General features: G+C 68.5%; 11 protein-coding genes. 8 read left to right on the top strand and 3 right to left on the bottom strand.

From position 1 onward, the window contains the following. The first annotated feature begins 626 nt into the window (after nt 1-626). On the top strand, nt 627-1,772 hold the full coding sequence (gene lldD, locus QE385_RS07730) for an FMN-dependent L-lactate dehydrogenase LldD (protein WP_307100630.1): 1,146 nt from the start codon (nt 627-629) through the stop codon (nt 1,770-1,772). Here lldD and QE385_RS07725 read toward each other — a convergent pair. Next, on the bottom strand, nt 1,769-2,302 hold the full coding sequence (locus QE385_RS07725; RefSeq protein WP_307100628.1) for a DUF4142 domain-containing protein: 534 nt from the start codon (nt 2,300-2,302) through the stop codon (nt 1,769-1,771). The genes lldD and QE385_RS07725 overlap by 4 nt on opposite strands. Nucleotides 2,303-2,491: 189 nt before the next feature. On the opposite strand from QE385_RS07725, the gene ptsP reads away from it, so the two are divergent. From ptsP to QE385_RS07690, 7 genes are all read left to right on the top strand, one after another. Next, entirely contained in the window at nt 2,492-4,765 is a 2,274-nt protein-coding gene (ptsP, locus tag QE385_RS07720) for a phosphoenolpyruvate--protein phosphotransferase (RefSeq protein ID WP_307100626.1), read from the top strand. A gap of 91 nt (nt 4,766-4,856) precedes the next feature. Continuing rightward, nucleotides 4,857-5,813, top strand: a complete 957-nt coding sequence (locus QE385_RS07715) for a helix-turn-helix domain-containing protein (protein ID WP_307100624.1) — start codon at nt 4,857-4,859, stop codon at nt 5,811-5,813. Between the two features lie 73 nt (nt 5,814-5,886). Then, nucleotides 5,887-6,822: a tetratricopeptide repeat protein gene (locus QE385_RS07710; RefSeq protein WP_307100622.1), complete on the top strand. Its 936-nt coding sequence runs from the start codon at nt 5,887-5,889 to the stop codon at nt 6,820-6,822. A 108-nt stretch (nt 6,823-6,930) separates the two neighbouring features. Then, entirely contained in the window at nt 6,931-7,923 is a 993-nt protein-coding gene (gene tilS / locus QE385_RS07705; protein WP_307100620.1) for a tRNA lysidine(34) synthetase TilS, read from the top strand. Between the two features lie 124 nt (nt 7,924-8,047). Next, nucleotides 8,048-10,015 carry an ATP-dependent zinc metalloprotease FtsH gene (gene ftsH, locus QE385_RS07700; RefSeq protein ID WP_307100618.1) on the top strand — a complete coding sequence of 656 codons (1,968 nt, stop codon included), beginning with the start codon at nt 8,048-8,050 and terminating at the stop codon, nt 10,013-10,015. Nucleotides 10,016-10,586: 571 nt separating this feature from the next. Beyond that, nucleotides 10,587-11,483 (top strand): dienelactone hydrolase family protein, encoded by an 897-nt coding sequence (locus tag QE385_RS07695; protein WP_307100616.1) that lies wholly within the window; start codon nt 10,587-10,589, stop codon nt 11,481-11,483. A 30-nt stretch (nt 11,484-11,513) separates the two neighbouring features. Next, nucleotides 11,514-12,137, top strand: a complete 624-nt coding sequence (locus tag QE385_RS07690; protein WP_307100614.1) for a glutathione S-transferase family protein — start codon at nt 11,514-11,516, stop codon at nt 12,135-12,137. A gap of 15 nt (nt 12,138-12,152) precedes the next feature. Here the strand turns inward: QE385_RS07690 and QE385_RS07685 are convergent, their stop codons facing one another. Further along, on the bottom strand, nt 12,153-12,320 hold the full coding sequence (locus QE385_RS07685; RefSeq protein WP_307100613.1) for a hypothetical protein: 168 nt from the start codon (nt 12,318-12,320) through the stop codon (nt 12,153-12,155). Between the two features lie 163 nt (nt 12,321-12,483). Next, nucleotides 12,484-13,833: a glutathione-disulfide reductase gene (gene gor, locus QE385_RS07680; RefSeq protein ID WP_307100611.1), complete on the bottom strand. Its 1,350-nt coding sequence runs from the start codon at nt 13,831-13,833 to the stop codon at nt 12,484-12,486. Between the last annotated feature and the right edge of the window lie 134 nt (nt 13,834-13,967).

Genomic DNA, 13,967 nt, shown 5'->3' with positions numbered 1-13,967 from the left:
CCAACCCGATGTTTCCGTCGATGCTGTCCCCTGCGTTCGCGAGGATAGACCTCATACAACGAACAACTCTCCCGCTTTTGTCGCGTCTGGTTTCGAGAGTGCCTGACGCTGCTTGATTTTGGATTTCAGTCGGCCATGTGATCACGCTGGGAAATTGCTCTTATCGACTGAATTTACCCAGCCAATCGCGGACCTGATGGGGCGTGCGCTGCCCTTGATCCGCCTCCATGACGAAAATTCCTTGATCGCGGCACCGGTGGCGCGGGATGCCAACGCCACTGGGCTATTGACTTACAATCCGGGGTCGACCCCACGACGTCAGCCTGAGCAGTTTGGCTTCACGACACTGCCGGCCGGCGGGGCGCAGTGACGATCGATCGGGTAGCCGGGCAGGCAAGCCCGTTAAGCGGCCCTCGCCACCCTAATTTCCCAATGATCTGAGTGCCCATCGCTTTCACCTCGGGCGCGCCATCGAACATTTCGGATTGATCGCCTGACCCGGGCCGTTGCGCATCGCGCGTGGGGCTTTTGCCGTGGGGGTGGTGCGGTGTACGGAACGGGCAAGGGCTCCGTCAGCGAGTCGTCGTGCTCGGGCGTGCCGGGCCATCCGGGATAGAGGCTGCCGCGTGACGATCATCTCCGCCCCCACCGACTATCGGGAGGCCGCGCGCCGGCGGCTGCCGCCGTTCCTGTTCCATTATATCGACGGCGGCGCGAATGCCGAGCATACGCTGCGCCGCAATGTCGAGGATCTGGCCGGGATCGAACTGCGCCAGCGGGTCCTGCGCGACGTCGCCGATCTCAGCCTGGAGACCGAGCTGTTCGGCACCCGGATGGCGATGCCGGTGGTCCTGGCGCCCGTCGGGCTGACCGGCATGTATGCCAGGCGCGGCGAGGTGCAGGCGGCGCGCGCGGCGGCGGCCAAGGGCATTCCCTTCACCCTGTCGACCGTCTCGGTCTGCGCGATCCAGGAAGTGCAGGCGGCGTCCGCCGCGCCGATCTGGTTCCAGCTCTATGTGCTCAAGGATCGCGGCTTCATGCGCGACGCGCTGGAGCGGGCGCAGGCGGCGGGGGTGACGACCCTGGTCTTCACGGTGGACATGCCGACGCCCGGCGCACGCTACCGCGATGCGCATTCGGGCATGTCGGGGCCCAATGCCGCGTTTCGCCGGATGGTGCAGGCGGTCGCGCATCCGCGCTGGGCCTGGGATGTGGGCTTGCGCGGGCGGCCGCATGACCTGGGCAATATCTCGGCCTATCGCGGCGCGCCGACCGCGCTGGCCGACTATATCGGCTGGCTGGCGGCCAATTTCGATCCATCGATCGCCTGGCGCGACCTGGAATGGATCCGCGATGTCTGGAAGGGCGTGATCGTCATCAAGGGCATTCTGGACCCGGAGGACGCGCGCGACGCGGTGCGTTTCGGCGCGGACGGGATCGTCGTGTCCAACCATGGCGGGCGGCAGCTGGACGGCGTGCGGTCGAGCGCGCGCGCCATGCCCGCCATCGCCGACGCGGTGAAGGGCGAACTCCGGCTGCTGGCCGATTCGGGCATCCGATCGGGGCTCGACGTGGTGCGGATGCTGGCGCTGGGGGCGGATGCGGTGATGCTGGGCCGCGCCTTCATCTATGCGCTGGCGGCGGACGGGGAGGCCGGGGTCGCCAACCTCCTCCGCCTGATCGACAGCGAGATGCGCGTCGCCATGACCCTGACCGGCGTCCGTTCGGTCGCCGAACTCGACCGGACGGCGCTGGCCGGGCGCATCGCCTAGCGCGGCATCTGTTGCAGCATCTGGATATGCTGCTGCACGATCGGGACGGCGCTTTGCGCGCTGGCCTTCAGCGCGGGCTTGTCGCCATTCGCCGCGAAGCCCTGGTGCAGTTCGAGCGCGGCCTGATGCGCGGGGATCTGCTGCCCGATATAGAGCCGGTCGAACGCGTCGCCCGAAGCGCGGCTCAGTTCGCCGATCGAGGCCTGCGCCCCGCCCAGCCGGGGCGGTGTCGGCCTCAGGCCGTCCTGCCGCGCCGCCTGCACGGTGGCGGCGGTCGTCTGCTGGTGATGGTCGATCATCATCTGCGCGAATCGCCGGACATCGGCATTGCGCGATTTTTGCAGCGCGAGCTTGCTGGAGGTGATCTCGTACAGGTCGCTCATGCCCGCCGCCTTCACATAATCGGGGGCCTTCGCCGTGGCGGCGGCAGGGGGCGGGGGCGGCGGGGTCTGCGCCATGGCGGGAGTGGGGGCGGCGGCGATGCCGAGCGCGAGGCAAAGGGCGGGCGCGATGCGAAGGGCCTTGGGCATGATGATCTCCCGTGCAATGGATGTGGGATCGCAACCGGCCGATCATCGCGCTGTTCCAGATAAATATCTGAAATATAACGCGGATCAGTCACTTGGGCGATATGGGAGGGGCGCGTCCACCGGGAAAAGGCACGGCGCTGCGATATTAGGGCATGACACCGCCGCCTGCCGTCTGTTAGCCCTGTCGCCATGCCCGTTTCGGCCGCCGCATCCGCCCGCGAGATCCTCGTCCGCCTCCACGACGTGATGGCGTCGCGCGCGCCCGCCCAAGCCAAGCTGAACCAGGTGGTCCAGATCATCGGCGAGGCGATCGGCAGCGAGGTATGCTCCATCTATCTGCTGCGCGAGGGCGTGCTGGAGCTGTTCGCGACGCGCGGGCTGGCCGAGGAGGCGGTGCACGTCACCAAGCTGGCGCTGGGTGAGGGGCTGGTCGGCACGATCGCCGAGGATGTCGAGGTGCTGAACCTCGACGAAGCCGCGAGCCATCCCGATTTCGCCTATAAGCCCGAGACGGGCGAGGACCGGTTCCACAGCTTTGCGGGCGTGCCGATCATCCGGCGCGAGCGGGCGGTGGGCGTGCTGGCGGTCCAGCATAGCGAGCCGCGCCGCTATGCCGATGTCGAGATCGAGGCGCTGCAGACCGTCGCGATGGTCCTGTCCGAACTGATCGCCAATGCCGGGCTGATCGACGCGGCGGGCGCGGCGGGGGCGCGGCCGCAGATGACCGCGTCGGTCCGGCTGGGCGGACAGAAGCTGGTCGACGGCATGGGCAGCGGCTTTGCCGTCTATCATCAGCCGCGCATCGTCATCGAGCATACCGTGGCCGAGGACATCGATGCCGAGCGTCGCCGGGTCTATGCCGCGTTCGACAAGATGCGCGAGCAGATCGACCGCATGGCGCGCGAGGCCGAGTTCGGCGTGGCGGGCGAGCATGTCGAGGTCATCGAGACCTATAAGATGTTCGCCTATGACGAGGGCTGGGCGCGGCGGATCAACGAGGCGATCGACAGCGGCCTGACCGCCGAGGCGGCGATCGAGCGGGTGCAGCAGCGCACGCGCCAGCGGATGCGCCAGATCGACGATCCGCTGCTCGCCGACCGGATGCACGATCTTGAGGATCTGTCCAACCGGCTGCTGCGCATCGTGTCGGGCCAGATGGGGACGGCGGCACAGCTGGGCCTGCGCCAGGACACGATCCTGATCGCGCGCAATCTGGGCCCGGCCGAGCTGCTGGAATATGATCGGCGGCGGCTGAAGGGCGTGATCCTGGAGGAAGGGTCGCTGACCGCGCATGTCATCATCGTGGCGCGCGCGATGGGCGTGCCCGTGCTGGGCCGGGTCAGCGACGTGCGGCGCCAGATCGCGGAGGGCGACCAGCTGCTGCTCGACGTGACCGAGGGCAGCGTGCTGGTCCGTCCGACCTCGGCGATGGAGGAGGCGTTCGAGGCCAAGCTGGCGCTGCGCCAGAAGCGGCGCGCGGCGTTCGCGGCCCTGCGCGATGTGCCGCCGGTGACGAAGGACGGGCACCGCGTCACGCTGATGGTCAATGCCGGGCTGCGCGACGATGCCGCCGCGCTCGACACCACGGGGGCGGACGGGATCGGGCTGTTCCGCACCGAATTCCAGTTCCTCGTCTCCGCCACCCTGCCGCAGCGCGAGCGGCAGCAGCGTCTGTACCGCGACGTGATGGAGGCGGCGGGCGACCGGCCGGTCGTGTTCCGCACCATCGACATCGGCGGCGACAAGGCGCTGCCCTATCTGAACACGCCCGCCGGGGACGAGGAGAATCCGGCGATGGGCTGGCGCGCGCTGCGCCTGGCGCTGGAGCGCGACGGGCTGATGAAGGCGCAGGCGCGCGCGCTGATCGAGGCGGGGGCGGGGCGCACCCTCCACGTCATGTTCCCGATGGTGTCGGAGGCGTGGGAGTTCGACGAGGCCAAGGCGCTGTTCGAGGCGCAGCGTGCCTGGCTGGGCGCGCGCGGACGCCGCCTGCCGATCGAGGTGCGCTATGGCGCGATGCTGGAGGTGCCCGCGCTGGCCGAACAGCTCGACCTGATCCTGCCCAATGTCGACTTCCTGTCGATCGGCACCAACGACCTGACCCAGTTCCTGTTCGCCGCCGACCGGGCCAACCCGAAGCTGGCCGAGCGCTATGACTGGCTCAGCCCCTCCATCCTGCGCTTCCTGCGCCGGGTGGTCGAGCCCGCGCGCGCGGCGGGGGTGCGCGTCGGCGTGTGCGGCGAGATGGGCGGGCGTCCGCTGGAGGCGATGGCGCTGATCGGGCTAGGGCTCGACCGGTTGTCGATCACCCCGGCGGCGGTCGGGCCGGTCAAGGCGATGATCCGCTCGCTCGACCGCGCCGCGATCACCGCCGAGATGGCGCGGCTGCTCGCCAATCCGGTCCGCGACATGCGCGGGGCGCTTGGTGCCTGGGCTGCGACGAATGGTGTGGAATTGGCCTGATGCGGGGCGGGGCTCCGCGTTGACTTGATCCCAGCCGTCTGAAAGAACGACCGCGATCATGGGGTGGGCCATGGTCACTTCGGAGTTGAGAATGGACGAGGTCAATCCCGGCCACGATGCCGCACCGGCGGCACCTGCCCGCGCCGGTGACGTCCTGCGCACGGCGCGCGAGGCGCAGGGGCTTTCGCTCGGCGATATCGGTGCGCGGACGCGTATCCCCAGCCGCCATCTCGCGGCGATCGAGGCATCCGATTATCAGAGCCTGCCATCGGCCACCTATGCGGTCGGCTTCGCCAAGGCCTATGCCCGTGCCGTGGGCGCGGACGAGGTGGCGATCGCGCAGGCGGTGCGCGCCGATGTCGACCGGCTGGGCCGCCGCATCACCGAATATGTGCCCCAGGATATCGCCGATCCCGCCCGCGTGCCGTCGCGCGGGCTGGCGATCCTCGGCGTCGGGCTGGCGCTGGCGCTGCTGATCATCGCCGGGCTGTGGTACGGCACCGACCTGTTCCGCCGCGACCACACCGCGCAGGAGGTGCCCGCCGCGACCCCGCTCGCCAACGCGAACGCCGCCGCCCCGGCCCCGACGCCCGCACCCAGCCCGACCCCGGTGACGGGCGGCAAGGTCGTGCTGACCGCCAAGGGCGATGTCTGGCTGCGCGTCTATGACGCCAACAACGTCACGCTGAAGATGGGCACGCTGAAGCCGGGCGAGCAATATGAGGTGCCCGCCGATGCGCAGGGGCCGCTGTTGAATGTCGGCCGTCCCGACAAGCTGGCGGTGACGCTGAACGGCGCGGCCATCCCGCCGCTGGGCGACGGTTCGCGCGCGATCAAGGACGTGCGGCTCGACCCCGCCTCGATCGCGGCGCGTCTGTCCGGCGCGCCCCAGCCCGCCGCCAGCACTTCGCCGACCCCTGTCGCCGCGCCGCGCGTGCGCGAGGAGCGGCGGCGCCCGACGACGACCGGCAACGATGCAGGGGTGGCGGCACCGCCCGCCCCGGCGCCGTCGCCGACGCCCGCCGCCACGGCACCGGCGGATCTTTAAGGCTGGAGACAGCCGGGACGGGGCATAGGATGCCGCGTCCGTTCAACAACCAGCCCACCGGGGGGTGAGACCGATGCGTAACCTGTTGCTGGCCGGGGTCGCGGCCGTGATGATCCTGCCGACCGCCGCGCAAGCCCAGTCCAATGTCGAGGGCCGGGTCGGCAAGCTGGAAAGCGAGATGCGCGCGGTCCAGCGCAAGGTGTTTCCGAACGGCGCGGGCGGCTATGTCCAGCCCGAGATCACCGCGCCCCAGACCCAGGCGCAGGCTCCCGGCGTGCCCGCGACGAGCGCGCTGGCCGACCTGACCTCGCGCGTCACCTCGCTCGAGGAGCAGATGGCCAATCTGACCGGCCAGATCGAGCAGAACGGCTTTCGCACCCGCCAGCTTCAGGAGCAGTTCGACGCCTATAGGCGCGGCACCGAGGCGCGGTTGAAGGCGCTGGAGGCCGGGCCCGCCCCGATCGCCCCGGCCGGGCAGAGCGCGCCGCTCGACACCGGAACGCCCGCGCCCGCCGCCTCGACCCGCCCGACCAAGACCCCGGCGGCGGTCGTCGCCAGCGGCGATACGGCGACCCCGGCGGCGGCCGGCGGCGCGGCGGTGGAAAAGCCCTCGACCGGCGATGCGGCCGAGGACGCCTATCTCTATGGCTATCGCCTGTGGGCGGCCAAGCGCTACCCCGAGGCCGAGGCGCAGTTGAAGAAGGTCGTCGCGGACTATCCCAAGAGCCGCCGCGCCAGCTATGCGCAGAATCTGCTGGGCCGCACCTATCTCGACTCGGGCAAGCCCAGCCTCGCCTCGATGGCCTTTTACGAGAATTACAAGAAATTCCCCGATGGCGAGCGCGCGCCCGAAAGCCTGATGTATCTGGGCCAGGCGCTGACCAAGCTCAACAAGGCCGCCGATGCCTGCAAGGTCTATGACGAGCTGAGCGATGTCTATGGCGCCAAGCTGTCGGGCGCGATGAAGGGGCAGGTCGCGGCGGGACGTTCGGCGGCCAAGTGCCAGTAAGCGGCTGATCCGCTCGAAACCGGATGGCGGGCAGGGGGCCGAAACCCCTTGCGCGCGGGCGGCGGAAGGGCCAGAGCGGGCGCATCCCTCACCAGTTTCGAGAGCATCATGGCCACCGATGCCACGGCCGTCGATCAGATCGCGCGTTTCGCGGCGGATCTGACGATCCTTCACGATTTGTCCTCCGATACGGCGCCGCTGTTGCTGGGCGTGTCGGGCGGACCCGACAGCATGGCGATGCTGATGCTGGCGGCCTCGGCCTTTCCGGGGCGGATCGCGGTGGCGACGGTCGATCACGGTCTGCGCCCCGAGGCCGCCGACGAGGTGCGGATGGTCGCGGCGCACTGTGCCACGCTCGGCGTGCCGCATCACGCCCTCAGGCCCGGCGAGGCGATCGCCGGGGCCAGCATCCAGGCGCAGGCGCGCGAGGTCCGCTATGCGCTGCTCGCCGAGCAGGCGCGGGCGATCGGCGCGGCGGCGATCCTGACCGCGCATCATGCCGACGACCAGGCCGAGACCTTCCTGATGCGCGCCGCGCGCGGGGCCGGGCTGTCGGGGTTGTCCGGAGTCCGGGCCCGGACGGTCATCGCAGGAATGACGGTGCTGCGCCCGCTGCTCGACTGGCGCCGTGCCGAGCTGCGCCGGATCGTCCGCCGCGCCGAGGCGCCCTTTGTCGACGATCCCGCCAATCACGATCCCCGGCACGACCGCACCCGGTTCCGCCAGTTGCTCGACGGGCATGAATGGCTGGGCGTGGCGCAGCTCGCGCGGGCGGCGGCGCAGCTGGCCGAGGCGGACACCGATCTGCGCGCGACGGTCGACTGGCTGTGGCAGGAGCGGGCGCAGATCGATGGCGACAATGTCCGCATCGCCGCCGCCGATCTGCCGCGCGAGCTGGGGCGTCGGCTGGCGCGGCGCGCGATCGGCACCGTCCGCGCCGCCGCCGCGATCGAGGCGCCCGCCTGGAACGAGGGCGGCAATATCGAGAAGCTGCTCGACGCGCTGGCGCAAGGCAGCCGCGCGACCCAGGCGGGCGTGATCGCCAGCGTGCGGTCGGGTATCTGGCGCTTCCGCCCCGCGCCGCCCCGCCGCACCGGCTGAGCCGGGGGCGGACTCGGGCGCGTGATCGACGTCGGAGGGAGCGCTCGATCACTTTGATCGGCGTTGTTCCATTGCCATTAACCTCGCTGTGCCTATCTTGAGGGCTGAAAGGTATCCGGCACCGATGAACGACAACGACAAGCAACAGAGCCCCGATCCCAATGGGGGCGGCAACCCCTGGATGAAGAGCCTGTTGATCTGGGTGGGCATCCTGATGGCGCTCGCCCTGTTCGTCAGCCTGTCCGGCGCGGGATCGTCGGCGCAGAGCGGCAACCAGATCGAATATTCCACCTTCCTCGACAAGGTGGACGAGGGGACGGTGAAGACCGCCGTCATCTCGCGCGATTCGATCACCGGCACGCTGTCGTCGGGCGAGAAGTTCCGCACCAGTCCGGTTCCCGATTCGCAGCTGATCCCGCGTCTGCGCGACAAGGGCGTGACCTTCACGGCCAAGGCCGAGGAAGGTCCGTCGATCTGGATGCTGATGCTGTATAACTCGCTGCCGTTCCTGCTGTTCATCGGCATCGCCTTCTTCGTCCTGCGTCAGATGCAGAAGGGCGGCGGAGCCAGCGGCGCGATGGGCTTTGGCAAGAGCCGTGCGCGGATGCTGACCCAGAAGGAAGGCAAGGTGACCTTCGACGATGTGGCCGGCATCGACGAAGCGCGCGAAGAGCTGCAGGAAATCGTCGAGTTCCTGAAGGACCCGTCGAAGTTCGCCCGGCTGGGCGGCAAGATCCCGAAGGGCGCGCTGCTGGTCGGCTCGCCCGGCACCGGCAAGACCCTGCTCGCCCGCGCGATCGCGGGGGAGGCGGGCGTGCCTTTCTTCACCATATCGGGTTCGGATTTTGTCGAGATGTTCGTCGGCGTCGGTGCAAGCCGCGTGCGCGACATGTTCGAGCAGGCCAAGAAGTCGGCGCCGTGCATCGTCTTCATCGACGAAATCGACGCGGTCGGCCGTCATCGTGGTGCCGGTCTGGGCAATGGCAATGACGAGCGCGAGCAGACGCTGAACCAACTGTTGGTCGAGATGGATGGTTTCGAGGCCAATGAAGGCATCATCATCATCGCCGCGACCAACCGCCCCGACGTGCTCGATCCCGCGCTGCTGCGTCCCGGCCGCTTCGACCGCCAGGTCGTGGTGCCGCGTCCGGATATCGACGGCCGCGTGAAAATCCTTGAAGTCCATATGAAGAAGGTGCCGCTGGCACCCGACGTCGATGCCCGCGTCATCGCGCGCGGCACGCCGGGCTTCTCGGGTGCGGACCTGGCCAATCTGGTCAACGAGGCCGCGCTGATGGCGGCGCGCAAGGGCAAGCGCCTGGTCGCCAATGCCGAGTTCGAGGAAGCCAAGGACAAGGTCATGATGGGCGCCGAGCGTCGCTCGATGGTCATGACCGAGGACGAGAAGCGGATGACCGCCTATCACGAAGCGGGCCATGCGATCATCGCGCTGCACGAACCGGCTTCGGACCCGATCCACAAGGCAACGATCATCCCGCGCGGTCGCGCGCTGGGCATGGTGATGCGCCTGCCGGAGCGCGACTCGTACAGCTATCACCGCGACAAGATGTACGCGAATCTGGCGGTCGCCATGGGCGGTCGTGTCGCCGAGGAGATCATCTTCGGTTACGACAAGGTGTCGAGCGGCGCGAGCGGCGACATCCAATATGCCACGGGTCTGGCGCGCGACATGGTCACCAAATGGGGCATGTCGGACAAGGTCGGCCCGGTGGAATATGCCCAGCCCGAGGGCGAGAGCTTCCTGGGTTACTCGTCCAGCCAGCCGGTGCGCATGTCCAACCAGACCGCGCAGCTGATCGACGACGAGATCAAGTCGATCGTCGAGGGCGGCCTGCACCGCGCCAAGCACGTCCTGACCGAGCATGTCGACCAGCTTCACCTGCTGGCCGGTGCGCTGCTGGAATATGAGACGCTGTCGGGCGACGAGATCAAGAAGCTGATCGCGGGCGACGATATCGGTCGCGACGATCCCAAGGCGAAGGCGGTGCCGATCGCCAAGGCGGGAACCTCGATCCCGAAGACGCGGCGCGGCCCCGGACCGTTCGGATCGCCGAGCCCGCTGGGAGCGTGATCCTCCAGCCAAGCTGGCACAAGGGCCATCCCCGAAAGGGGGTGGCCTTTTTGTTTGAGAGGCGCGCGCCCTCCCGTGCGCTTCGACTTCGCTCAGCGTGAACGGAGGTTTTGGGTGGGTCTCATGCGTTGAGGGTGGGGGCGTACCCCCCACTCGGCTCAGGTCGTATCGACATTCAGCATTACCTCTTCTTTCCCTCTCCCCTGAACAGGGGAGAGGGTTAGCGAAGCTTGCCAGCCTGCTGGCTAGCGCAGCTTGGGTGAGGGGTCGAGCGAGCCCAAAGGCTCGCGGCGCTCGCTTCGCGAGCGCCCACCCCTCACCCAGCTCCGACTAAGCCTTTGCTTTTGCAAAGGGCAAGTCTGCGCAACCCTCTCCCCTCTGCGAGGGGCGAGGGAAGGAAAGGCATCGCTGACTGTCGATCGGCCCTGGCCTGGGCGAAGTCGAAGGCCATGTCCCAACCGGATCCGATCAAGCCTAGCCCCGGTCCCCGCACCCGACTAAGCTCCTCATCCGGATCGCAAAATCACCGGCGCCGATGCCGGACCCGCGATCAGGAGTGGAGGATGCCCGCATGACCGATATCCCCCCGACCAATTCGCTGCATGACCGGGCCGTCCGGATCTATGACGCCTTCACCCATGAGCATCACGACCGCCGCACCCTGTTGCGCCAGATGACCGCGCTGGCCGGGTCGGCCGCGGCGGCCGAGGCGCTGATTCTGGGCATCGCCGCCAGTCCGGCGGCGGCCGCGCAGACCGATCCGCACGACACGCGGCTGCGGATCGACCGGCGCGAGGGGATGGAGGCGGGCGCGCGGTCGGCGGCCTATCTCGCCAGTCCCAAGGTTGCGCGGAAGCGGCTGGGCACGGTTCTGGTCATCCATGAGAATCGCGGCCTGACCCCGCATATCGAGGATGTCGCGCGGCGGCTGGCGCTGGCCGGATTCCACGCGATCGCGCCTGACCTGCTCGCCCCCCAGGGTGGCACGCCGCCCGACGAGGACAAGGCGCGCACCCTGATCGGTACGCTCGACTATGATCTGGCGCTGGCCCAGGCGCGGGCGATGATCGACCAGGGGCGGGCGGACCGGACGGGGACCGGCAAGGTCGGCGCGGTCGGCTTTTGCTGGGGCGGGGCGTTCGTCAACCGGCTGGCGGTGGCGGCGGGACCGGCCTTGGCGGCGGGGGTCGCCTATTATGGGCCCGCTCCCGACCCGGCCGAGGCGGCGAAGGTCCGCACGCCGCTGATGCTCCATTATGCGGGCAAGGATGCGCGGGTGAACGCGACCGGCACGCCCTGGGTCGCGGCGCTTAAGGCGGCGGGGCGGCCGGTCGAGGCCTTTACCTATCCCGGCGTCGATCATGCGTTCAACAATGACAGCTCGGCGGCGCGCTATGACGCAGCGGCGGCCGCGCAGGCATGGGAGCGGACGACGCGCTTCCTGCATCGCCATCTCGACCGGGTCTGACCGGTCCGGCACGTATCGAGGAAACATGCGATGACCGACGATCTGACGCTTTACACCAACCCCCGCTCGCGCGGCCGCATCGCGCGCTGGATGCTGGAGGAAAGCGGGGCCTCTTACGACACGGTGGTGCTCGACTATGGGACGACGATGGTCGCGCCCGCCTATCGCGCGATCAACCCGATGATGAAGGTGCCCGCCATCGTCCATCGCGGACAGGTGGTGACCGAAACCGCCGCGATCTGCGCCTATCTGGCCGATGCCTTTCCGGATGCCGGGCTGGCGCCATTGCCGGCGGAGCGTGCCGATTATTATCGCTGGCTGTTCTTCGCGGCGGGCCCGCTGGAGGCGGCGATCACCAACCGCGCGATGGGCGTGACCCCGACCGTCGAGCAGCAGCGCATGGCGGGCTATGGCGATTTCGACCGGGCGGTGGCGGTGATCGGCGATGCGGTGGCGCGCCATCCCTATATCGCGGGCGATCGCTTCACTGCCGCCGATGTCTATCTGGGGTCGCAGTTGATGTGGTTCACCCAGTTCGGGCTGCTGCCCAAGACCGAGCCGGTCATGGCCTATATCGGCCGGTTGAGCGAGCGCCCCGCCCATGCGCGCGCCACTGCGCTGGACGACGAAAGGGTCGAGGAGGGGGCGGCCTGACTCCGCCCCGGCGGGTCAGGCAAGTACCGGAAACGCGCGCTGCGCCTGCTGGGCGGCGCGCAGCATGTCGAGCCCGGCGGCGAAATGATTGCCCGCCAGCGGCTGGTTCAGCGCATCGGCGCCTTCCAGCGCGGCCTGGGCCAGCGCGATGATCTGATCGAGGGTCGGGGCAGGAGCGGACATCGCGGTTTCCAGGGCAACGGGTTTCGGACCATCGCGTGACGGCCGTGCAATCGCTTAACGCGCGAGGCTTAAGCTTCGATAACTTTTTTCGCGATAACGAATATCCGTGGCCAAGTGACCATCTGCCCCCGAGCGGGACACTCGGGGGCAGGGTGCGCGCGGGTCAGCGCATCAGGACCAGTTCCTCGGCCATGGTCGGGTGCAGCGCGACGGTGGCGTCGAACTGCGCCTTGGTGAGCCCCGCCTTCACCGCGACCGCCGCCGCCTGGATGATCTCGGGCACGTCGGGGCCGATCATGTGCAGCCCGACCACACGGTCGGTGTCGCCGTCGCATACCATCTTGTAGAGCGCACGCTCGTCGCGCCCCGCCAGCACATTCTTCATCGGGCGGAAGTCGGAGGTATAGACGCGGACCGAGCCCAGCTTCTGCTTGGCCTGTGCCTCGGTCATGCCGACCCCCGCCATGGGCGGGTGGCTGAACACGGCGGCGGGGATGCAGTCATAATCGACGCGGGTCGGCTTGTTGCCGAAGATCGTGTCGGCAAAGGCCTGTCCCTCACGGATCGCCACCGGGGTCAGCTGGACGCGGTTGGTCACGTCGCCGACCGCATAGATGCTGTCGCAGGTCGAACGATTATCCTCGTCCACCTTGATCGCGCCATGCTCGTCCAGCTCGACGCCCGCCGATTCCAGCCCCAGCCCATGGGTGTTGGGCAGGCGGCCGGTCGCGAACATGACCAGATCGACCTCGATCGGCGCATGGTTCGACATGGAGACCAGCAGCGACCCGTCCGCCTGCTTCTCGATCCCCTCGAAGGTCGCGTCGAAGCGGAACTCGATCCCCTTCATCATCGAAATCTGGAGCAGCCGGTCGCGGATCGTCAGGTCGTATCCGCGAAGGATATCCTTGCTGCGGTTGATCAGCGTGACGTGCGCGCCGAACTGGTGGAAGACGCCCGCAAATTCGTTCGCGATATAGCCCGCGCCCGCGATCAGCACGCGGCTGGGGATCGAGTCGAGATGGAACGCCTCGTTGGAGGTGATGCCATGCTCATGGCCGGGGCAGGAGGGGACGGCGGGATGCGCGCCGACCGCGATCAGGATCTTGTCGGCGGTCTTCTCGGTCCCATCGGCCAGGCGCACGCTGTGCGGGCCGGTAACGACCGCGCGCTGCTGGATGATCTCGACCTTATGGCTCTCCAGCGTGTTGGTATAGGCGCCGTTCAGCCGGTCGACCTCCGACAGGACATTGTCGCGCAGCGTCTTCCACGAAAATTCGCACTCGCTGGGCACCTGCCAGCCGAAGCGGCGGGCGTCCTTCAGATCCTCGGCGAAATGCGCGCCGTATACGAGCAGCTTCTTCGGCACGCAGCCACGGATGACGCAGGTGCCGCCGACGCGATACTCCTCGGCCACCGCCACGCGCGCGCCATGCGCCGCCGCGACCCGCGACGCCCGCGTTCCCCCCGAGCCTGCGCCGATGACGAACAGGTCATAGTCATACTCAGCCATGGGATCGGTTTCTCCGGGGAATGGGGGCGACAGGCCCGCCTAAAAGCATAACGGGGGACGCCGAGCCAAGTTCAGCGTCCCCCTGACAGTGATCGGAAATTCAAATTCCTCCCCCTGGCAGGGGGAGGATCGGA

The organism is Sphingomonas sp. SORGH_AS_0950, from assembly GCF_030818415.1.
Taxonomy (GTDB): Bacteria; Pseudomonadota; Alphaproteobacteria; order Sphingomonadales; family Sphingomonadaceae; genus Sphingomonas.
This window is presented reverse-complemented; position numbering and strand designations above follow the sequence as displayed.

What these genes read in the sequence shown, in the direction of transcription:
- QE385_RS07725 (WP_307100628.1), bottom strand. Translation starts at nt 2,302, where the DNA reads ATGCCCAAGGCCCTTCGCATCGCGCCCGCCCTTTGCCTCGCGCTCGGC.
- ptsP (WP_307100626.1), top strand. Translation starts at nt 2,492, where the DNA reads ATGCCCGTTTCGGCCGCCGCATCCGCCCGCGAGATCCTCGTCCGCCTC.
- QE385_RS07715 (WP_307100624.1), top strand. Translation starts at nt 4,857, where the DNA reads ATGGACGAGGTCAATCCCGGCCACGATGCCGCACCGGCGGCACCTGCC.
- QE385_RS07710 (WP_307100622.1), top strand. Translation starts at nt 5,887, where the DNA reads ATGCGTAACCTGTTGCTGGCCGGGGTCGCGGCCGTGATGATCCTGCCG.
- tilS (WP_307100620.1), top strand. Translation starts at nt 6,931, where the DNA reads ATGGCCACCGATGCCACGGCCGTCGATCAGATCGCGCGTTTCGCGGCG.
- ftsH (WP_307100618.1), top strand. Translation starts at nt 8,048, where the DNA reads ATGAACGACAACGACAAGCAACAGAGCCCCGATCCCAATGGGGGCGGC.
- QE385_RS07695 (WP_307100616.1), top strand. Translation starts at nt 10,587, where the DNA reads ATGACCGATATCCCCCCGACCAATTCGCTGCATGACCGGGCCGTCCGG.
- QE385_RS07690 (WP_307100614.1), top strand. Translation starts at nt 11,514, where the DNA reads ATGACCGACGATCTGACGCTTTACACCAACCCCCGCTCGCGCGGCCGC.
- QE385_RS07685 (WP_307100613.1), bottom strand. Translation starts at nt 12,320, where the DNA reads ATGTCCGCTCCTGCCCCGACCCTCGATCAGATCATCGCGCTGGCCCAG.
- gor (WP_307100611.1), bottom strand. Translation starts at nt 13,833, where the DNA reads ATGGCTGAGTATGACTATGACCTGTTCGTCATCGGCGCAGGCTCGGGG.